Origin of the sequence: Streptomyces sp. NPDC006332 (assembly GCF_040612855.1) — a bacterium.
In the GTDB taxonomy this organism is placed as follows: Bacteria; Actinomycetota; Actinomycetes; order Streptomycetales; family Streptomycetaceae; genus Streptomyces.
In genome coordinates, this window is record NZ_JBEXRA010000005.1 from 220,556 (window position 1) to 239,095 (window position 18,540).

An 18,540-nucleotide genomic window follows, 5' to 3' on the forward strand; every position below is an offset into this window, starting at 1 on the left:
GGCCGCGCACGGACCGTCTACTACTTGACCATGGAGCACCTTCTCGCCGAACGCGCCTGTGAACGTCTGATCGTCGACTTCGTCCACCGTCTCGACCTCGGCGACCCGTCCTCCGTGGCCGAACTCTTCACGGACGACGGCAGTTGGGAGTGGCCGGCGGGTGAGCGGCTGATCAGGGGACGCGACGCCCTGCGCGACTACTTCGGCTCCCGCCCCGCCGACCGGCTGTCCCGCCGCATGATGTCCAACATCCTCGTCACGGTCACCTCCCCGGACACGGCGACAGCCCTCTCGTACTTCACGACCTACCGCGTCGACGGCCACCAGGGCGGCATGGTCCCGGCCGGCCCTCCGGTCCAGATCGGCCACTATCAGGACACCTTCCACCGCACCCCGGACAACACCTGGCTCCTGGCCTCCCGCACCCTGTTCCTGCCCTTCGGAGGCCCGACTCCCCGCGCCTAGGTCATCAGCGACCGGACCAACTTCTCCGCGGAGCCGAGCAGTTGCACCTCCGGTCGACTCATCGTGGGGTTGGCGGCCCGCCGTCGCCTTGCCTCCCGCAGACCTGTCTCGGTGAGGCAGGACGGGTCGGCGAGGAGGGCCGTGAGCATCGCGCGGGCCGGGTCGGCGAGCGGTTCGGCGCCGACGGCGACCTGAGCGAGGATCATCGCGGACATGCCCCAGTCCAGGCCCGGTTCACCCTCCTCCGCGTTCGACCAGTCGATGACCCGGGGGCCGTCGGCGGCGAGGATCACGTTGTCCGGGTGCAGGTCGAGGTGGAGGAGGCGGGCGTCGGAGTGCCTGGCCGGAAGGGTGTGCAGGTGGCGCAGGAGACGGGCGAGGACGCCTCCCGCCTCGCCCGCGTCGACCTGGCCCGAGCCGAAGGCTTCCAGCATCGTCGGGCCGTACAGCCGCTCCATCACCAGCTCGGTGCGGCTGGAGCCGGAGAGCAGCACCCGGGGAACGGGGTAGCCGTGCGCATGTACGTGTTCCATCACAACGCCCTCCGCGACCGCGTCCCCCCAGCCCCGTCGGTCGCGGCGGAGCACCCACGCCTCGTCGATCTCGTAGACGTCCGCGGCGCGGCCCGAGCCGAGCAGTTTCCCCGTCGATGGCATGGGCGGAACCTACCGTCACCCGCGGGCACCCCGTAGGGCGTTGCCCACGCACCGGTAGAGTGGACCGGTCGTGATCACGCCCGTACGGGGGGAAGCCGGTGTGAATCCGGCGCTGGCCCGCAACCGTGAGCCGTCCGTAGAGGCGGTGAGCCGGATTGCCCCGCGCGGAGGTGACCGGCTCACGTGCACCGGCGACCGGCCGGTGTGCGGCACCGTCGAGGTATACGGAGCCGAGCCGCCGGGGTGTCCCGTGCTGTTTGGCTCCCCCAGGGAGAGGCACCCGCCGATCATGAACGTCCGCCGCCGCGCCATGGTCCTGGCCGCCGCCACCGCCGTGCTCGGCGCCGTCGCCGCGCCCGCCGAAGCCGCCTCCCCGTCCGCGTCGCCCGCGCTCCCCGCCGGGCTCTACGGCAGCTCCGACCCGACGTACGACGGCGTCTGGCGTCAGTCCCTCGCGCTGCTCGCCCAGCACACCGTGGGCGTACGGCCCGCCAACTCGGCCGTGGACTGGCTGACCGGGCAGCAGTGCGCGAACGGCGCCTTCGCTCCCTTCCGCGCCGACGTCTCCAAGCCGTGCGACGCCAAGGTCATGGTCGACACCAACAACACGGCCGCCGCCGTCCAGGCGCTCACCGCGCTCGGCGGCCACCGGGCCGCCACCGGCAAGGCCGTCGCCTGGCTGAAGTCCGTGCAGAACACGGACGGCGGCTGGGGCTACGCACCCGGCGGCGCCAGCGACACGAACTCGACGTCCGTCGTCGTCGGCGCGCTGACCGCCGTGGGGGAGAAGCCCGCGCGGATCCAGAAGGGCGGCCGGTCGCCGTACGACGCCCTGGTGAAGCTCGCCCTGCCGTGCGAGGGCGAGGGCGCCGGGGCCTTCGCCTTCCAGCCGGACAAGAAGCGCAAGTTGGCGGCCAACGCGGACGCCACGGCGGCGGGTGTGGTGGGCGCGCTCGGCAAGGGGCTGAGGGTGGAGCCCGCCAAGAAGGCCGAGGCCGCCGCCTGTTCGGACGCCGGCTCCCCCTCTCCGCAGCGGGCCGCCGCCAACGGCGCCGCCTATCTCAGCAAGGCGCTCGGGAAGGGCGGCCACCTGATGTCCGCCCTCCCCGGCGCCACCGACCGGCCCGACTTCGGCAACACCGCCGACGCCGTCGTGGCGCTCGCCGCGCAGGGCGGGGCCGACCGGGCCGCCGGGCCCCTGAAGTGGCTGGAGCGCAACTCGTCCGCGTGGGCGAAGTCGAACGGGCCCGCCGCCTACGCCCAGTTGGTGTTCGCCGCGCACGCGACCGGCACGGATCCGCGCGACTTCGGCGGCACAGACCTGGTGCGGCAGCTCAACGCGACGGGACCGGCCCCGCGGACGGCGAGCGCGGCATCCGGTGCGCCGGGTGAGTCCGGTGAGTCCGCCGCGGACGACGGCTCGGGCGGAGAGAACGTCTGGTGGATGGTCGGCGCGGGGCTCGCCGCCGGGGCCGGCATCGGCTTTCTGCTCAGCGGCCGCGCCAAGGGGAAGCGGCCGTGACACGACGCCCTGCCGTCACGCTGTTCGCGACCGTCCTGTTCCTCCTGGTGGGGGCCATGGGGCAGGCGCAGGCCGCCGGTTACCGTTACTGGTCCTTCTGGGACCGCGACGGCGGGCGGTGGACGTACGCGACCCAGGGCCCCTCCACCGCCCGCCCCTCGGACGGAGACGTCCAGGGCTTCCGTTTCGCGGTGAGCGAGGACTCCGGCGACGCCGCACAGCCGCGCGGCACGGCCGACTTCGGCACGATCTGCGCCCACTCGCCCGCACGCGACGGCAGCAAGAGGGTGGCCCTGGTCATCGACTTCGGCACCAGGACGGACGCCCCGTCCGGCGAGAGCCCACCGACGCGACGAACGGCGTGCGCCGTCGTCTCCCCCGACGCCACGACGGCGGAGGCCCTCGCCTCGGCCGCCAAACCCCTGCGCTACGACACCGGCGCTCTGCTGTGCGCGATCGCGGGCTACCCGAGGACCGGCTGCGGGGAGCAGGTGGCGACGGGAAGGACGCCGGGGGCCCCGTCCGAGGAGCAGAACCCGACGCGGGCGAAGGACAAGGACTCGGCGGGCGGGGGACCTTCCGTCGGACTGTTCGCCGGGGTGGCCGCCGTCGCCGTACTGGGCGCGGCGGCGGCGTGGCAGGCGAGGCGGCGCAGGGATGGGTCGTAGCCTCGAGTGGTCCGGCCGACGGCCCCTGCACCGGGCCGGGCTGCATCCCGGTGCCTGGTGGCTGTGGGCCCTGGGCCTCGGCACCGCCGCCACCCGCACCACCAACCCCCTCCTGCTGGCGCTGCTCATCGCCGCCTCCGCGTACGTGGTGGCCGCCCGCCGCCCCGACACCCCCACCGCGCACTCCTACTCCGCCTTCGCCAGACTCGCCCTGGCGGTCCTGCTCATCCGTCTCCTGTTCGCCGTGGTCCTCGGCTCCCCCGTGCCCGGCACGCACGTGCTCGCCACCCTCCCCGAAGTCCCCCTCCCCGACTGGGCGCAGGGCATCCGCCTCGGCGGCAGGGTCACCGCCGAGGGGCTCCTGTTCGCGCTCTACGACGGCCTGAAGCTCGCCGCGCTGCTCATCTGCGTCGGCGCTGCGAACGCGCTCGCGAACCCGGCCCGGCTCCTCAAGTCCCTGCCGGGCGCCCTGTACGAGATGGGTGTGGCGGTGGTCGTCGCCCTCACCTTCGCCCCGAACCTCATCGCCGACGTGCAGCGGCTGCGCGCCGCCCGCCGACTCCGCGGCCGACCGGACCGGGGCGTCCGCGGCCTGCTGCACGTGGGTCTGCCGGTGCTGGAGGGGGCCCTCGAACGCTCCGTCTCCCTCGCCGCCGCGATGGACGCCCGCGGCTACGGCCGCAGCGCCGACGTTCCCGCCCGCGTCCGCCGTACGACCGCCGCGCTCACCCTCGGCGGTCTGCTGGGCGTCTGCGCGGGAACGTACGGTCTGCTGACCGCCGAGGGCGGCACCTATGGTCTGCCCGTCCTGCTCGCCGGGCTCGCCGCCGCCCTGGCCGGTCTGCACCTCGGCGGCCGGCGTTCGCTGCGCACCCGCTACCGTCCCGACCGGTGGGACGTCCGCGCCTGGCTGGTCGCCGGGTCCGGTGCCGCCGTCGCCGTCCTGCTGACCCTCGCCGCCTCCCGCGACCCCGAGGCGCTGCACCCCGGCGTGGTCCCCCTCGTCGCCCCCGCCCTCCCGCTGTGGCCCGCGGCGGCCGTCCTGCTCGGCCTCCTCCCGGCCTTCGTCGCCCCGGCGCCCGCGTCCGCCCCCGCGTTCCGGCCCAGGCCCGCATCCGGGTCCGTTCAGCCCTCGCACACGTCCTCACTCAAGGAACCGTCGTGATCCGTTTCGAGAGCGTCTCCGTGACGTACGACGGTGCCGCCGAACCCACCGTCCGCGACGTCGACTTCGAGGTGCCGGAAGGTGAACTCGTCCTGCTCGTCGGCCCGTCCGGCGTGGGCAAGTCCACGATCCTGGGCGCGGTCAGCGGTCTCGTCCCGCACTTCACCGGGGGCACCCTCCGCGGCCGGGTCACCGTCGCCGGCCGGGACACCCGCACGCACAAGCCGCGCGAACTCGCCGACGTGGTGGGGACCGTCGGTCAGGACCCGCTCTCGCACTTCGTGACGGACACCGTCGAGGACGAACTCGCCTACGGCATGGAGTCGTTGGGCCTCGCCCCGGACGTGATGCGCCGCCGCGTCGAGGAGACCCTCGATCTCCTGGGCCTCGCCGACCTGCGCGAGAGGCCCATCGCCACGCTCTCCGGCGGCCAGCAGCAGCGGGTCGCGATCGGCTCGGTCCTCACCCCGCACCCACGGGTCCTGGTCCTGGACGAGCCGACGTCCGCGCTCGACCCGGCGGCGGCGGAAGAGGTCCTCGCGGTGCTCCAGCGGCTCGTGCACGACCTCGGTACGACGGTCCTCATGGCCGAGCACCGTCTGGAACGCGTCATCCAGTACGCCGACCAGGTCGCCCTCCTCCCGGCGCCGTCAGCCGCGCCGGTCCTCGGCACCCCGGCCGAGATCATGGCCGTATCGCCGGTGTACCCGCCGGTGGTGGGGCTGGGCCGCCTCGCCGACTGGTCCCCCCTGCCCCTGACGGTCCGGGACGCCCGGCGTCGCGCGGGTGCCCTGCGGGAACGGCTGACCGGACGGGAGGCAGCGGGGGACGAACCGGTCACGGGGGCTGTAGCCGACCCCGACCCCGGACACGTCGCCGGACCGCTCCCGGCACCCGCTGCCCTCTCCGCCGACACCGCAGCCAACTCCACCACCGCCAACACCCCCGCCCCCGCCTCCCGCTGGCGCCTGCGTAAAAAGCCCCCAGCCGCCACAGCTCCTGATGCCACAGGCGCCCCCGCGGCCGACGTCCGCTCCCTCGCCGTCCGTCGTGACCGCGTCCAGGCCCTCCGCCACATCGACCTGGCCGTCCGTCCCGGCGAGACCGTCGCCCTCATGGGCCGCAACGGCGCCGGGAAGTCAACGCTGCTCGCGGCGCTCGTCGGGCTGGTCGCGCCGGCCGCCGGATCCGTCCGGGTAGGCGGAGCCGTACCGCACCGGACTCCCCCGCGTGACCTCGTACGCCTGGTGGGTCTGGTCCCGCAGGAACCCCGGGACCTGCTGTACGCGGACACGGTCGCCGCCGAGTGCGCGGCCGCCGACCGGGACGCGGGCGCGGCGGCGGGCACCTGCCGGGCACTGGTCGGCGGGCTGCTCCCCGGCATCACCGACGGCACCCACCCGCGCGACCTCTCCGAGGGGCAGCGACTGGCGCTCGCCCTGGCCGTGGTCCTGACCGCCCGCCCTCCGCTGCTGCTCCTCGACGAACCGACGCGGGGCCTGGACTACGCGGCGAAGGCGCGCCTGGTCGCGCTCCTGCGGGGGCTGGCGGCCGACGGGCACGCGATCGTGCTGGCCACGCACGATGTCGAGCTGGCCGCCGAACTGGCCCACCGGGTGGTGCTGTTGGCCGACGGCGAGGTGATCGCGGACGGGCCGACGGCGGACGTGGTGGTCGCGTCCCCGTCCTTCGCTCCGCAGGTCACCAAGATCCTGGCGCCGCTGAAGTGGCTCACGGTGGCCCAGGTGCGCAAGGCCCTGTCATGACCGCCGCACACGACACCACCCGACAGGCCCGCGCGGTCCGTCTCGGCCCTCGTTCCCTGCTCGCTCTCGCCCTGGTCAGCGGCGTCGGCGTGGTCGCTTTCTGCTGGCCGTTCCTCGCCCCGCCGGCCTCCCGGGTCAGCGCGCACGCGCAGGACGCGCCCTGGCTCTTCGCGGGTCTGCTGGTCCTGCTGGTCGCCGTGGTCGCCGCGACGATCTCCGAGTCGGGGCTGGGCCCGAAGGCGGTGGCGATGCTCGGGGTGCTGGCGGCGACGGGAGCGGCGCTGCGGCCGATCGGGGCCGGAACGGCCGGTATCGAGCCGATGTTCTTCCTGATGGTGCTGAGCGGGCGGGTACTCGGCCCCGGCTTCGGTTTCGTCCTCGGGTCGGTGACGATGTTCGCGTCGGCGCTGCTCACGGGCGGGGTGGGCCCGTGGATGCCGTTCCAGATGCTGGCGATGGGCTGGTTCACGATGGGTGCGGGCCTGCTGCCGGGTCCGGACCGTCTGCGCGGCCGGCTGGAGCTGGGCCTGCTGGCCGGGTACGGCTTCCTCGCCGCCTTCGCCTACGGCACGGTGATGAACCTGGCCGGCTGGCCGTTCATGCAGCAGAACGCGTCGAACATCGCCTTCGCCCCGGACGCCGCGGTCCCCGACAACCTGGCCCGCTTCGTCGCCTACTGCCTGGCCACCTCGCTGGGCTGGGACCTGGGCCGGGCCCTGGTCACCGTCGTCCTGACCTTCCTGATCGGCCCGGCGCTCCTGCGCGCCCTACGCCGCGCCACCCGCCGGGCGGCGTTCGAGACGCCGGTCACGTTCGACACGTAGCGCAGCCGTCCTGCCAGGAGAACGGCTGCGCCCACGGCCTCTTGCGGAGCCGGGGACTACTTCTTCTTCCGTTTCTCCCGGTACACCATCAGCACTCCCCATAAGACGATGGCCCGAACGTGATCCAGGTCAGGGCCGGGTTTCCCTTCACCCCGATTCCCATGGCCAGCAACGCGAAGTCCATAAGTCTCCGCTCAATATCCAGGATCCTGAGATCCCCGCGCCCCCCAGGTAGCGGCTCCCGCCGGGCGGTCGAGGAGTGTTTCCAGGACACCGCAAGGGGGCTGCAAACGGATCAGCCCTCGTCCCGCTCACCGTGGCAGATATCCGGCGACTCCTGGACACTCTCCTGCCCCACCCACAAGCCGACCGCGATCCCATCGCCCATGCACTGAAATGGTCGACCTGGCGAAGACACCGCCAAGCCGTCGCCCGCCGCTGCCACTACCAAAACGCAGCTCAAGAAACGAACCGCTGCTGGTGTCCCCACGCAGGACCGAACACTCGACTCCCGCCCTGGACACGGCCATCAGCGCTGTGACTGAGCATTTGGTTCGGCGAGTTGAGGAGCATACCGGTACGACCCGGTTCGATCTCGATGTCCTCTACGTCGGTGAACTCCCGCCCCCGCTGTTGCTCGGCGGCGACTGCTCCGGCGTGGACGACGTACATGGAAGGTTGGATGCTGTTGCGCTTACGTCCAACTCGGTGCCGTCCCATTGGGGTCTCCGAACGGCAAGGGGCGACCGGTGAGGGCATCCAGGAGGAGGCGGTTACCGAGCGGCTGCGACAGTTCAACCTTCACGTTCTGTTCGATCATGTCGGCGGCGCATGTGCCGCTTTCGGCCCCCTTGATGGAGGCGTACAGTACTACGCTCTCCTTTGTCTCCAGCGCTTTGACGATGGGGCCGTCGTCGCACGACCCGTGAGTGGCCTTCACCGTTACGGAGCGACCATCTGCCGCCGTTCCGGCCAGCCGGGCGATGCTCCTGAGGCCGCCAGTAGCCCCTTGTCGGGCTTGGCTGATCGGCGGCTTGGGAAGCTTTGACGGGGTTACGCCTACACGCTTGAGGGGGGTGTCGTAGCTCTCCAGCGTGAACAACCATGCGGGAACGGTTGCCTTGCCGCGGCTTGTCACGATGGTTGTCGTACCGAGCCGGGCCCCAGTCACGGTCAGGTGGGGTCCGGCGCTGCGATTGAGGGCGAATGACTGGTATGCCTTCTTTGAGCTAATCAGTGGGCGAGTGAGATCTTTCCCGTCTCCCCAGTCCACCTTCCCGCGAGTGGAGGCCGTGCTGGGCAGATCGCCACCCAGGACGAAGTTCTTCGTTTCGAAGGCTCGCTCGTCTGCCTTACTGCGCCAGCCGGATACCGGCTTCTGCACCGCGTCGGCCATCGGGTAGTAGCCCTGCGCCCAGGCAGCGGCGGCTTCAGATGCCCGCCAGGCATCGGCTACCTGACGGGCGCGCCCCTCCTGTATGCGCAGCGACTGATCGTTCGCACGACCATCGTCTGTGCGCTGATCATCGCCACAACCAGCAAGGAGACTCGTGCTCAGGAGTGATACCAACAGGATGCAAACGGAGCGCTTCGGTTGCGTTTTCATGAAGTCCTCTGTGGCGGCCGAAGAGGGGTTAACTACGGAACACAAGGGCGCGGGGACTCTCAGCGCCCAGCACTGACCCACTCCCACACCTTCGACGCGGAGCAGCGCATCCGGGTTCACTCACGGCCTCTCGCCGCCTGCCGCGTCAGTGTTGGTGTCGCAGGGCCGCAGACAGCGAGAGGTAGTCAGTGGCCTAGTAGATCTTCAGGCCTTCCCAGGAGAGCACCTTGTATACCGGCTCGTAGAAGCTGGAACGGTCCGCTTGACTGTCGGAATCCCCACAGGGCTGGTCGGCATAATTTCCGCCCGAATTGAGGCCCAGCGCTGTCTCATCGCTGAACAAGGGTCCTCCGCTGTCACCATGCACAGTGCAGTTGCTCGCCTCGATCATGTGCTTGAGCGTGGTGCCGTCGGCGTAGGTGACCGTCGCGTCCGTCGCCAGCACCATGCCCACGAGGTCCTGGCTCATGGTCCCTACGCGCTTCACTTTCTCCCCGTCGAACGCGGAGGCGGAACGCGAGATCTGCCCTTCCGAGCCGTCCCTGTACTGGATCGTTCCGTATGGCGCGACGTCGCTGTTGCCGTACTCCACCACTCCGTAGTCGGACTGATTCACGTCATTGCCGAAGGCCCAGTCGATGGCCCTTCCGAGGGGGATGTCCCCGCTACTGCGGCGCCAGGTGACAGCACCCCCCTCTATGCAGTGGCCGGCGGTAAGCATGTACTTCTTACCGCTGGAATTCTGCACGTTAAATCCGGCAGAGCAGAATCTGCCCCAGTTTTCCCCGCCTGACGTGTAACTCGACCTTATGCCTAGGCCGCCGCGCATGGCGTACGCGGTCGATTCGATCTTGCCGGAGTGTTCGGTTATGTCGACCGCGTCCCCGAATCCGGAAACGGCCTTCTCGATTCGAGTCCTGTCGGCGTCGGAGACCCCGTCGTAGATCTTTACGTTCACCCGGTTGCTGCTCGGGTCGATGCTCCAAGTGGTGTTGGGTATCCCCGCCAGTTGATCCAGTTCCGCCTTGGCGGAGCTGAGCTCGGCCGCGCTGTAAGGAACGACCTCCGCTGCCGCCCCAGCGCTGCGCACGGTTTCTGCCGCGGCCTGATCGGTAACGGCGACAACGAGGCGTTCGTCCTGCGAGTAGATGCCGGCTGAGCGCTTGTTGCCCAGCTGATCGGCGATCGCCGCCACCTCTTCCGGATCGGTGAGCGGCGCCGGCGCCGCCTGGGCGACGGTAAATGTGGTCAGCATGAGAATCCCGCCGATTGCCGCCGCTACGATCCCCCGGTACGCGTGATGACGTCTTCGCATGTATGCCCCCCTGCTTGTCGAAGTTGAATTGCGCTCCCTGTGATCGACTTGCTCGGCGAGACTCACGACAGCAGATGACCGACCAGTGAATTGGACATGACAATTCCGCTTGCTGATCACATCTGGCTTGAACCCACAAGCTGCGGGCCGAAAAGTCCTCCCGGAAACCCGTCTTGGCCTCGCCGCCGTGGGCGCGGGGTGGTCACTGTGGTCCTTAGAGATCCAGGCCGCCCAACAGCCATAAAAGATCACGATCTACGGCTGGAGTATCAGCCGATTCAGCCGCCTTCCGTGCCGCACTCGAACCACACCCTCTTGCCACCCCCCGGCCGCGGCCCCACCCCCCACTTGTCCGCCACCGCCTCCAGCAGGAGCAGTCCGCGACCCCTCTCCTCCGTAACCGACAACTCGGCGGAGGGACAAGGCAGTTCCGGCGAACCGTCCCCCACCTCCACGCGCACCCCCGCCCCCGCCAGCCGCTGCACCAAGACCGAACACCGTCGGTCCGGGACATGCCGTACGACGTTGGCGACCAGCTCCGTCACGCCCAGTTCCACGGCGTCGGACAGCTCCGGCAGTTCCCACTCCTCCAGCAGCGAGCGGACGATACGGCGGATGTGGCGGGCCGAGTGCTCACCGGCGGTGAGGCTCAGGCGGTACTGGACGGACGCGGGGCCGCACAGCGCGGGAGGAATGTATGCGTTCACATGACGAGGATGACCTCGCATAACTACGCTGGGCTACTGAATGAACACAACTGGTTCCGCTGTGGACCGAGTTGCCCGAGAGGGGCCCGCGTGACCAACATCCACGTCCTCGACCCCGGCGCCTCGCCGCTCGACTACTACGGCTTCGAGCTGCGGCGACACAGAGAGACCGCCGGGCTGACCCAACGACAGCTCGGCGACATCGTCAGCTACACCGGGTCGCTGGTCGGTCAGATCGAGACGGCTCGCAAGCTGCCGACGCCCGAGTTCAGTGAGCGGGTGGACGCGGCGCTGGGGACGGGCGGGTTGCTCTCGCGACTCGTCGAGCTGGTGATGCGCAGTCAACTGCCAGCATGGTTCAGGCAGGTGGCGGAGCTTCAAGCCAGGGCCACAGAGATCTACTCGTTCGAGACCCACATGATCCACGGTCTTCTCCAGACCGAGGCCTACGCGCGTGCGGTTCTCGGCGCACTGGATCAAAGCAACCTGGACGACCGCACGGCCGTACGACTGGCCCGCCAGAGCATCTTCGAGAAGGAGGAACCGCCCGTCTTCTGGGCAGTCCTGAGCGAAGCCGCGCTGTACCAGGAGACCGGCGGCCTGGACACCATGCGCGGCCAACTGGCCCACCTGTTGGCCTTCGAAAACAACCCCCGGATCAACATCCAGGTGATGCCGTTCTCGACTGGAACGCATGCCGGATTACAAGGCGCGTTCGACCTCTACCGTTTCGCCAGCGATCCCACCATCAGCTACACCGAGGGGTACGGAAGCGGGCATCCGACCGCCAACCCAGACACTGTCAAGGACTGCTCGCTCCGTTACGATCACCTCCAGGCATCCGCACTCTCCCTCAGAGAATCGGCGGAGCTGATCCGGCGCTTGATGGAGGAACGCTATGGAGAACAACGCGATTCCGACGGAGATCCAGTGGCGTAAGTCCAGCTACAGCGGCGACCAGGGCGGCAATTGCATCGAGTGCGCGCCGCTCGGCCGACTCGCCTGGCGCAAGTCGACGTACAGCGGCGACCAGGGCGGCGAGTGCGTCGAGATCGCCGAACTCCCCCACGCCGGCGACCCCATCAACGTCGCCGTCCGCGACTCCAAGACCCCGGCGGGACCGATCCTCACCCTCGGCCCCGCCGCGTTCACCACGTTCGTGAAGTGGACGACTACAGCCGCTGAATGATCGTCCCGGTGGCCAGGCCGCCGCCCGCGCACATCGTCACCAGCGCGAACTCCTTGTCCCTGCGCTCCAGTTCATGAAGCGCGGTGGTGATGAGCCGGGCGCCGGTGGCGCCCACCGGGTGCCCGAGCGCGATCGCGCCGCCGTTGACGTTGACCTTCGTGAGGTCCTGGTCGAAGACCTTGGCCCAGCTCAACACCACGGAGGCGAAGGCCTCGTTGATCTCGACGAGGTCGATGTCCTTCAGGGACATGCCCGCCTTCCCCAGCACCGCACGGGTGGCGTCGATGGGTCCGTCGAGGTGGAAGTGCGGGTCCGCTCCGACGAGGGCCTGCGCGACGATCCGGGCGCGGGGCCGCAGCTTCAGCGCCCTCGCCATCCGTTTCGACGCCCACATGATCGCCGCCGCGCCGTCGCTGATCTGCGAGGAGTTGCCCGCCGTGTGGATGGCCGTCGGCATGACCGGCTTGAGTCCGGCCAGCGCCTCCATCGACGTGTCGCGCAGGCCCTCGTCGTGGTCGACGAGGCGCCACATGCCCTGACCGGCGGCCTGTTCGTCCTCCGTGGTCGGAACCTGCACCGCGAAGGTCTCGCGCTTGAACCGCTCCTCCGCCCAGGCCACGGCCGCCCGTTCCTGGGAGGCGAGCCCGAGGGAGTCGACGTCCTGTCTCGTCAGTCCGCGGTGCCGCGCGATCCGTTCCGCCGCCTCGAACTGGTTGGGCAGGTCCACGTTCCACTCGTCGGGGAACGGCTTCCCCGGCCCGTGCTTCGATCCGGACCCCAACGGCACCCGCGACATCGACTCGACGCCGCACGAGACGCCGACGTCGATGACCCCGGCCGCGACCATGTTGGCGACCATGTGCGAGGCCTGCTGGGAGGAGCCGCACTGCGCGTCGACCGTCGTCGCGGCCGTCTCGTAGGGCAGCCCGACGGCCAGCCAGGCGGTGCGCGCGGGGTTCATGGACTGTTCGCCGGCGTGGGTGACCGTGCCGCCGACGATCTGTTCGACCGCGTCGGCGGGGATGCCGGTGCGGCCCAGGAGTTCACGGTAGGTCTCGCCCAGGAGATAGGCGGGGTGCAGATGGGCGAGCGCGCCGCCGCGCCTGCCGATGGGGGTGCGTACAGCTTCGACGATCACGGGTTCCGCGGCCATGGGGAGTTCCTCTCCTCCGATACCCGCGCGGCGCGGGGGCGTCCCGGCCCGGCCCGCCACGCGGAACTAGTACGTGTTCTAGTTCCGTTCCATGTGCAGTCTGCTGACCTGCCGCCCGCAACCGCAAGAGGCGTGCAGGCAATTCGGGGCGCCGCACCCCTTGCTACTTATGGAACCCGTTACTACCTTCACGGCGACCTCACTCCTGATGGACCGTCAGAAACAATGCGGCCAAGAACCTCAGCCGGAGTCGCCCATGCCCTGTCCAGCTGTCCCCGACGGGTTCGACTTCACCGACCCCGACCTGCTGCAACACCGCGTCCCCCTGCCGGAGTTCGCCGAGCTGCGCCGGGCCGAACCGGTCCGCTGGATCCCCCAGACGAGCAACCTCGCCGGGTTCCAGGACGAGGGATACTGGGCCGTGACGCGGCACGCGGACGTCAAGTACGTCTCCACGCATCCGGAGATCTTCTCCTCGTACCTGAACACGGCGATCATCCGTTTCAACGAGCACATCGAGCGGGACGCGATCGACGCGCAGCGGCTGATCCTGCTGAACATGGATCCACCCGAGCACACCCGGGTCCGGCAGATCGTGCAGCGGGTGTTCACGCCGAGGGCGATCCGCGCGCTGGAGGACAACCTGCGCTCCCGCGCCCAGGCGATCGCGGCGAGCGCCCGTGCCCGCTCGGGCTCCTTCGACTTCGTCACGGAGGTCGCCTGCGAGCTGCCCCTGCAGGCCATCGCCGAGCTCATCGGCATCCCGCAGGACGACCGGGCCAAGATCTTCGACTGGTCCAACAAGATGATCTCGTACGACGATCCGGAGTACGCGATCACCGAGGAGATCGGCGCGGAGTCGGCCACCGAACTCATCGCGTACGCCATGAACATGGCCGCCGATCGCAAGCAGTGCCCGGCGAAGGACATCGTGACGACGCTGGTGGCGGCCGAGGACGAAGGCAGCCTCAGCTCCGACGAGTTCGGGTTCTTCGTGCTGATGCTGGCGGTGGCGGGCAACGAGACGACGCGCAACGCCATCACCCACGGCATGCACGCCTTCCTCACCCATCCCGAGCAGTGGGAGCTGTACAAGAGGGAGCGGCCCGCGACGACGGCCGAGGAGATCGTGCGGTGGGCGGCTCCGGTCAACTCCTTCCAGCGCACCGCCACCCGGGACACCGAACTGGGCGGCCAGCAGATCAAGAGGGGTGACCGGGTGGGGTTGTTCTACGCCTCCGCCAACCACGACCCCGAGGTCTTCGAGAACCCGGACGCCTTCGACATCACCCGCGATCCCAATCCGCACCTCGGGTTCGGGGGCGGCGGCCCGCACTTCTGCCTCGGCAAGTCACTGGCGGTGCTGGAGATCAACCTCATCTTCAACGCGATCGCCGACGCCATGCCGACCCTGAGACCGACGGGCGATCCGCGGCGGCTGCGGTCCGCGTGGATCAACGGGGTGAAGGAGCTCCAGGTCAGCACGGGCTGACGTACACCCCGGTACTCGGGCCGACGGTTTCCCGGCACCGTCGGCCCGTCCGGGTCGGGATGCCGAGGGCGAGGGCGACGATCCGCGATCCGCGATCCGCGATCCGCGATCCGGGTCAGTCTCCGGTGGGTGTCCGCTTCCCGGCCGGTACGCCACGGCCCCCGGAGACGGGCGTGTCGGCGGTGGCCGTCACGGCAGCCGCGCGCGGCCCCGTCAACAGGTACGTCAGGCCGAAGCCCGCGCCGGCCACGGCCGCACCGCCGACGGCGTCGAGGACCCAGTGGTTGGCGGTCGCCACGATCGCGGACCCGGTGAGCAGCGGGTGCAGCAGGCCCAGCGACTTCATCCACCACGTGGGAGCCAGGACCGCGATCACGATGCCGCACCACAGGGCCCAGCCGAAGTGCAGTGACGGCATCGCCGCGTACTGGTTGGCGACCTCGGTCATCGCGCCGTAGTCCGGCTTGGAGAAGTCCTGGACGCCGTGCACCGTGTCGATGAAGCCGGAGCCCGGCATCAGGCGCGGCGGGGCCAGCGGGTAGAGCCAGAAGCCGAGCAGGCCGAGCAGGGTGGCGAGGCCCAGCGCGGAGCGCGCCCAGCGGTAGTCGGCGGGGCGGCGGAGGTAGAGCACGGCGAGGATGGTGAGCGGGACGGCGAAGTGGAAGGACACGTACGAGAAGTCGAGGACGTCGCGCAGCCAGTTCACCCGCACCACGGCGTGGTTGGCCCAGCGCTCGATGTCGATGGACAGCCATTTCTCGAGCGAGTGGATCTGGCGGCCGTGGTGCTCGGCGGTGGACCGGTCGGCGGCCACCATGGCCCTGACCTGGCCGTAGGCGGCGTAGGTGACGCGCAGCAGCAGCAGTTCCAGCAGAAGGTTCGGGCGGCTGAGGGCCCGGCGCAACAAGGTCGGCAGCTGGACGCGCCGGAAGCGGGCGGGCACCGGTGGGGCGTACGCGGTCGGGAGCGGTGACCGGTAGTGCGGCGAGGTCCGGGACAGGAACGGCACGACGGTGGCGGCGGCGACCGCGGCCAGCAGCACCATGTTGTCCCGGAGGCCGTGCAGCCAGGGCATGTTCGGCAGCAGCATCTTCGCGGGCAGCGTCATCACCAGCACGACGGCGACCGGCCACACGTACCGGTCGCCGGCCCGCTTGCCGACCCGGCCGACGACCGCGAGCAGCAGCCACAGCAGCTGGTGCTGCCAGGTGGTCGGCGAGACGGCGATCGCGGCGCAGCCGGTGAGCGCGACGGCGAGCAGCAGCTGTCCGTCGCGGGCGTAGCGCACCGCGCGGCGCAGGCCGAGGACGGCGACGCCCGCGCCGAGCAGGAGGAAGAGGCTGATCTCCAGGGGACCGGACAGGCCCGTCCGCAGCAGGGAGCCGTGCAGGGACTGGTTGGCGAGGTCGTCGGCGCTGCCGCCCAGGCCGGTGCCGGCCAGGTGGTGCACCCAGTAGGTGTACGAGTCGTGTCCCATCGCCGCCCAGGCGACGGCGGTGCATCCCAGGAACGTGAGGCCGGTGGAGAGCGCGGCCTGGCGGCGGCCGGTGAACCACAGCAGCGGGGCGAAGAGCAGCACGGTGGGCTGCAGGGCCGCCGCGAAGCCGATGAGCAGGCCGCAGGCGCGCTGACCGCGTACGGCGAAGCAGCCGAGCAGCACGAGCAGGACCGGGATGACGCTGGTCTGGCCGAGGTGGAGGGCGTTGCGTATCGGCAGTGACAGCATCAGCAGGCTGATCGCGACCGGCGCGGCGAGCAGGGAGGTGCGTCTGCTGACCGGCTGCGGCAGGGCGCGCGCGGCGATCAGGCCGAGGGCGACGACCAGCAGCAGGGTGCCGAAGGTCCAGCCCCAGCCGAGGGCCTGCTCGGCGGTTCTGGTGAGCGGCTTGAGCACCAGTCCGGCGAAGGGGGTGCCGGTGAAGGAGGTCGAGTCGTACAACGAGCCGTTCACGTGCAGGACGCCGTGGGGGCCGACCCAGGTCTCCAGGTCCGTCAGCCGGTCGCCCCGGGGCGTCCTGAGGACGACGGCCACCTGGCGAGCGGCGAGGACGGCGGCGACGAGCCACAGGGCCAGCCGTGCCACCCGCAGACGGGCCTGAGCGGCCATGGCCGGACCGACGGCCGTCGCTCCGAAAGCTCCCGCCGCTCGTCCGCCGTGCTCCGCGTTCGCCACGCCTGGTCGGCCTCCCGCCCCGTCCACGTGTCGGATCGCCCTGCGAACCCCGGGAGGTCACACCACCCCCTGGAGAAGGACACGGGCCACTCCGCTCACCTGACGGACATTTCCCTTTTGTCCGCTTGACGATAGTGCGCAAACGGAGCGGTTGCCTCCGCGGGACGCGAGAAGGATCACAGAAAGCCCTCGTGAGAACCGCTCGGAAACAGGTCCGCGGGCCTGTTCACGGCGCATTTACGTGCACCATGCATCGACTTGTGTGCGGGCCGTGACGGCGGCATCTGCGCCTATGGTCACTTTCGGCCTGTCCGCCGGCGCCGTCGCCCAGGCCCGTCCCCCGTCCCCGTCGAAAGGTGGCGAGCGAAGTTTTGCCGACTGCCACAGTCGCCCCTCCCCCCTCCCCGGCCGTCGACCCGAAGAACGGCTCCGTCACCGACCCCGCGCTCGTCAGGCGTGCCGTGCGGGCCGCCGCGCTGGGCAACGCGATGGAATGGTTCGACTTCGGTGTCTACAGCTACATCGCGGTCACCCTGGGCAAGGTCTTCTTCCCGTCCGGCAACCCGACCGCCCAGCTGCTCTCCACCTTCGGCGCCTTCGCCGCCGCCTTCCTGGTCCGCCCGCTCGGCGGCATCGTCTTCGGCCCCCTCGGCGACCGCGTCGGCCGCCAGAAGGTGCTGGCCGTCACCATGATCATGATGGCGGCGGGCACGTTCGCCATCGGCCTGATCCCCTCGTACGCCTCGATCGGCGTCGGCGCGCCGCTGCTCCTGCTGGCCGCCCGCCTGGTGCAGGGCTTCTCCACCGGCGGCGAGTACGCCGGCGCCTCCACCTTCATCGCCGAGTACGCCCCCGACCGGCGGCGCGGCTTCCTCGGCAGCTGGCTGGAGTTCGGCACGCTGGCCGGCTACATCGGCGGCGCGGGCCTGGTCACGCTGCTGACGGCGCTGCTGTCCACCGACGATCTGCTGTCCTGGGGCTGGCGGGTCCCGTTCCTGATCGCGGGCCCCATGGGCATCGTCGGCCTCTACCTGCGGCTGCGCCTGGAGGAGACCCCGGCGTTCGCGGCCGAGGTCGAGAAGGCCGAGTCCCGTCGCCCGAAGGTGCCGCTGCGCGAGATGGTCGTCGGCCAGTGGCGGGCACTGCTGCTGTGCGTGGGCCTGGTGCTGGTCTTCAACGTCACCGACTACATGCTGCTGTCGTACATGCCGAGCTATCTCACCAGTGAGCTCAAGTACGACGAGACCCACGGCCTGCTGGTCGTGCTGGGCGTGATGGCCCTGATGATGGTCGCCCAGCCCTTCGCGGGCGCGCTCACCGACCGGGTCGGCCGCCGCCCGGTCATCGCGGCGGGCTGCGCGGGCTTCCTGTTCCTGTCCGTGCCGGCCCTGCTGCTGATCCGCCAGGGCAGCCTGGCCGCGGTGGCGCTCGGCATGGGTGCGCTGGGGCTGCTGCTGGTGTGCTTCACGGCGGCCATGCCGTCGGCCCTGCCCGCCCTGTTCCCGACGCGGGTCCGTTACGGCTCCCTCTCGATCGGGTTCAACGTGTCGGTGTCCCTCTTCGGCGGGACCACCCCGCTGGTGGTGACGGCGCTGATCGGGGCGACGAGGAACATGATGATGCCCGCCTACTACATGATGGCGGCGGCTGTCGTCGGCGGGGTGGCGGCGTGGTTCATGACCGAGTCGGCGGGCAGGCCACTGCCGGGGGCGGCGCCCTCGATGGAGCGGTAGTCCGGCGGGCGACTCGTCCGGCGCCTGGGCCGATCGGCTGAAACCCGTCGGCGCGTGCCTCCTGACAGCGCACCGGCGCGGGACTATATTCGTTAGCGGATCTAAC

16 protein-coding genes and 1 riboswitch are annotated in these 18,540 nt (G+C 70.4%); of the genes, 10 read left to right on the forward strand and 6 right to left on the reverse strand.

Annotated features, from left to right (window positions below; all coding sequences use genetic code 11):
- The first annotated feature begins 30 nt into the window (after positions 1–30).
- Complete coding sequence (locus tag ABZ027_RS07415; RefSeq protein WP_356765303.1) at positions 31–465, forward strand: nuclear transport factor 2 family protein; 435 nt, start codon at positions 31–33, stop codon at positions 463–465.
- Here the strand turns inward: ABZ027_RS07415 and ABZ027_RS07420 are convergent.
- Positions 462–1,121: a phosphotransferase gene (locus ABZ027_RS07420; RefSeq protein WP_356765305.1), complete on the reverse strand. Its 660-nt coding sequence runs from the start codon at positions 1,119–1,121 to the stop codon at positions 462–464. The two genes, ABZ027_RS07415 and ABZ027_RS07420, sit on opposite strands and share 4 nt — an antisense overlap.
- A 59-nt stretch (positions 1,122–1,180) precedes the next feature.
- Positions 1,181–1,304, forward strand: a riboswitch (cobalamin riboswitch).
- 106 nt (positions 1,305–1,410) lie between these two features.
- Here ABZ027_RS07420 and ABZ027_RS07425 point away from each other — a divergent pair.
- From ABZ027_RS07425 to ABZ027_RS07445, 5 genes are read left to right on the forward strand one after another with little or no spacing between them, the layout of a single operon-like run.
- Positions 1,411–2,643 (forward strand): prenyltransferase/squalene oxidase repeat-containing protein, encoded by a 1,233-nt coding sequence (locus ABZ027_RS07425; protein WP_356765307.1) that lies wholly within the window; start codon positions 1,411–1,413, stop codon positions 2,641–2,643.
- Positions 2,640–3,311 (forward strand): SCO2322 family protein, encoded by a 672-nt coding sequence (locus ABZ027_RS07430; RefSeq protein ID WP_356765309.1) that lies wholly within the window; start codon positions 2,640–2,642, stop codon positions 3,309–3,311. The genes ABZ027_RS07425 and ABZ027_RS07430 overlap by 4 nt, the downstream gene beginning before the upstream one ends.
- Positions 3,301–4,476, forward strand: coding sequence for a CbiQ family ECF transporter T component (locus tag ABZ027_RS07435; protein ID WP_356765311.1), 1,176 nt, complete (start codon positions 3,301–3,303; stop codon positions 4,474–4,476). The genes ABZ027_RS07430 and ABZ027_RS07435 overlap by 11 nt, the downstream gene beginning before the upstream one ends.
- Entirely contained in the window at positions 4,473–6,242 is a 1,770-nt protein-coding gene (locus ABZ027_RS07440) for an ATP-binding cassette domain-containing protein (RefSeq protein WP_356765313.1), read from the forward strand. The genes ABZ027_RS07435 and ABZ027_RS07440 overlap by 4 nt, the downstream gene beginning before the upstream one ends.
- Positions 6,239–7,066, forward strand: coding sequence for an ECF transporter S component (locus tag ABZ027_RS07445; RefSeq protein ID WP_356765315.1), 828 nt, complete (start codon positions 6,239–6,241; stop codon positions 7,064–7,066). The genes ABZ027_RS07440 and ABZ027_RS07445 overlap by 4 nt, the downstream gene beginning before the upstream one ends.
- Before the next feature lie 694 nt (positions 7,067–7,760).
- Here the strand turns inward: ABZ027_RS07445 and ABZ027_RS07450 are convergent.
- From ABZ027_RS07450 to ABZ027_RS07460, 3 genes are all read right to left on the reverse strand, one after another.
- Positions 7,761–8,672 (reverse strand): hypothetical protein, encoded by a 912-nt coding sequence (locus ABZ027_RS07450; protein ID WP_356765317.1) that lies wholly within the window; start codon positions 8,670–8,672, stop codon positions 7,761–7,763.
- Positions 8,673–8,865: 193 nt separating this feature from the next.
- The gene (locus ABZ027_RS07455) at positions 8,866–9,987 is read right to left on the reverse strand and encodes a S1 family peptidase (RefSeq protein WP_356765319.1); all 1,122 of its coding nucleotides are present in this window, start codon (positions 9,985–9,987) and stop codon (positions 8,866–8,868) included.
- Positions 9,988–10,265: 278 nt separating this feature from the next.
- Positions 10,266–10,694 carry an ATP-binding protein gene (locus tag ABZ027_RS07460; RefSeq protein ID WP_356765321.1) on the reverse strand — a complete coding sequence of 143 codons (429 nt, stop codon included), beginning with the start codon at positions 10,692–10,694 and terminating at the stop codon, positions 10,266–10,268.
- 90 nt (positions 10,695–10,784) lie between these two features.
- Here ABZ027_RS07460 and ABZ027_RS07465 point away from each other — a divergent pair, with 90 nt between their 5' ends.
- Both ABZ027_RS07465 and ABZ027_RS07470 read left to right on the forward strand, forming a co-directional pair.
- Positions 10,785–11,633: a helix-turn-helix transcriptional regulator gene (locus ABZ027_RS07465; RefSeq protein ID WP_356765323.1), complete on the forward strand. Its 849-nt coding sequence runs from the start codon at positions 10,785–10,787 to the stop codon at positions 11,631–11,633.
- Positions 11,593–11,883, forward strand: coding sequence for a DUF397 domain-containing protein (locus tag ABZ027_RS07470; protein WP_356765325.1), 291 nt, complete (start codon positions 11,593–11,595; stop codon positions 11,881–11,883). The genes ABZ027_RS07465 and ABZ027_RS07470 overlap by 41 nt, the downstream gene beginning before the upstream one ends.
- Here the strand turns inward: ABZ027_RS07470 and ABZ027_RS07475 are convergent.
- A complete protein-coding gene (locus tag ABZ027_RS07475; RefSeq protein WP_356765327.1) occupies positions 11,867–13,036 on the reverse strand; it encodes a steroid 3-ketoacyl-CoA thiolase in 1,170 nt (389 codons plus the stop codon). The two genes, ABZ027_RS07470 and ABZ027_RS07475, sit on opposite strands and share 17 nt — an antisense overlap.
- A gap of 256 nt (positions 13,037–13,292) precedes the next feature.
- Between ABZ027_RS07475 and ABZ027_RS07480 the strand changes: the two genes are divergently transcribed.
- Entirely contained in the window at positions 13,293–14,528 is a 1,236-nt protein-coding gene (locus tag ABZ027_RS07480) for a cytochrome P450 (RefSeq protein ID WP_356765329.1), read from the forward strand.
- Positions 14,529–14,643: 115 nt separating this feature from the next.
- Here the strand turns inward: ABZ027_RS07480 and ABZ027_RS07485 are convergent, their stop codons facing one another.
- On the reverse strand, positions 14,644–16,701 hold the full coding sequence (locus tag ABZ027_RS07485; protein WP_356765331.1) for a bifunctional glycosyltransferase 87/phosphatase PAP2 family protein: 2,058 nt from the start codon (positions 16,699–16,701) through the stop codon (positions 14,644–14,646).
- 371 nt (positions 16,702–17,072) lie between these two features.
- Here ABZ027_RS07485 and proP point away from each other — a divergent pair, with 371 nt between their 5' ends.
- Positions 17,073–18,434, forward strand: a complete 1,362-nt coding sequence (gene proP, locus ABZ027_RS07490) for a glycine betaine/L-proline transporter ProP (RefSeq protein ID WP_356765333.1) — start codon at positions 17,073–17,075, stop codon at positions 18,432–18,434.
- Positions 18,435–18,540 lie beyond the last annotated feature (106 nt).

Bases quoted from the DNA above. Each gene is read 5' to 3' on its own strand.
- ABZ027_RS07420 (WP_356765305.1), bottom strand. From the start codon at position 1,121: ATGCCATCGACGGGGAAACTGCTCGGCTCGGGCCGCGCCGCGGACGTC.
- ABZ027_RS07425 (WP_356765307.1), top strand. From the start codon at position 1,411: ATGAACGTCCGCCGCCGCGCCATGGTCCTGGCCGCCGCCACCGCCGTG.
- ABZ027_RS07445 (WP_356765315.1), top strand. From the start codon at position 6,239: ATGACCGCCGCACACGACACCACCCGACAGGCCCGCGCGGTCCGTCTC.
- ABZ027_RS07475 (WP_356765327.1), bottom strand. From the start codon at position 13,036: ATGGCCGCGGAACCCGTGATCGTCGAAGCTGTACGCACCCCCATCGGC.
- ABZ027_RS07435 (WP_356765311.1), top strand. From the start codon at position 3,301: ATGGGTCGTAGCCTCGAGTGGTCCGGCCGACGGCCCCTGCACCGGGCC.
- ABZ027_RS07470 (WP_356765325.1), top strand. From the start codon at position 11,593: ATGGAGAACAACGCGATTCCGACGGAGATCCAGTGGCGTAAGTCCAGC.
- ABZ027_RS07450 (WP_356765317.1), bottom strand. From the start codon at position 8,672: ATGAAAACGCAACCGAAGCGCTCCGTTTGCATCCTGTTGGTATCACTC.
- ABZ027_RS07480 (WP_356765329.1), top strand. From the start codon at position 13,293: ATGCCCTGTCCAGCTGTCCCCGACGGGTTCGACTTCACCGACCCCGAC.
- ABZ027_RS07455 (WP_356765319.1), bottom strand. From the start codon at position 9,987: ATGCGAAGACGTCATCACGCGTACCGGGGGATCGTAGCGGCGGCAATC.
- ABZ027_RS07415 (WP_356765303.1), top strand. From the start codon at position 31: ATGGAGCACCTTCTCGCCGAACGCGCCTGTGAACGTCTGATCGTCGAC.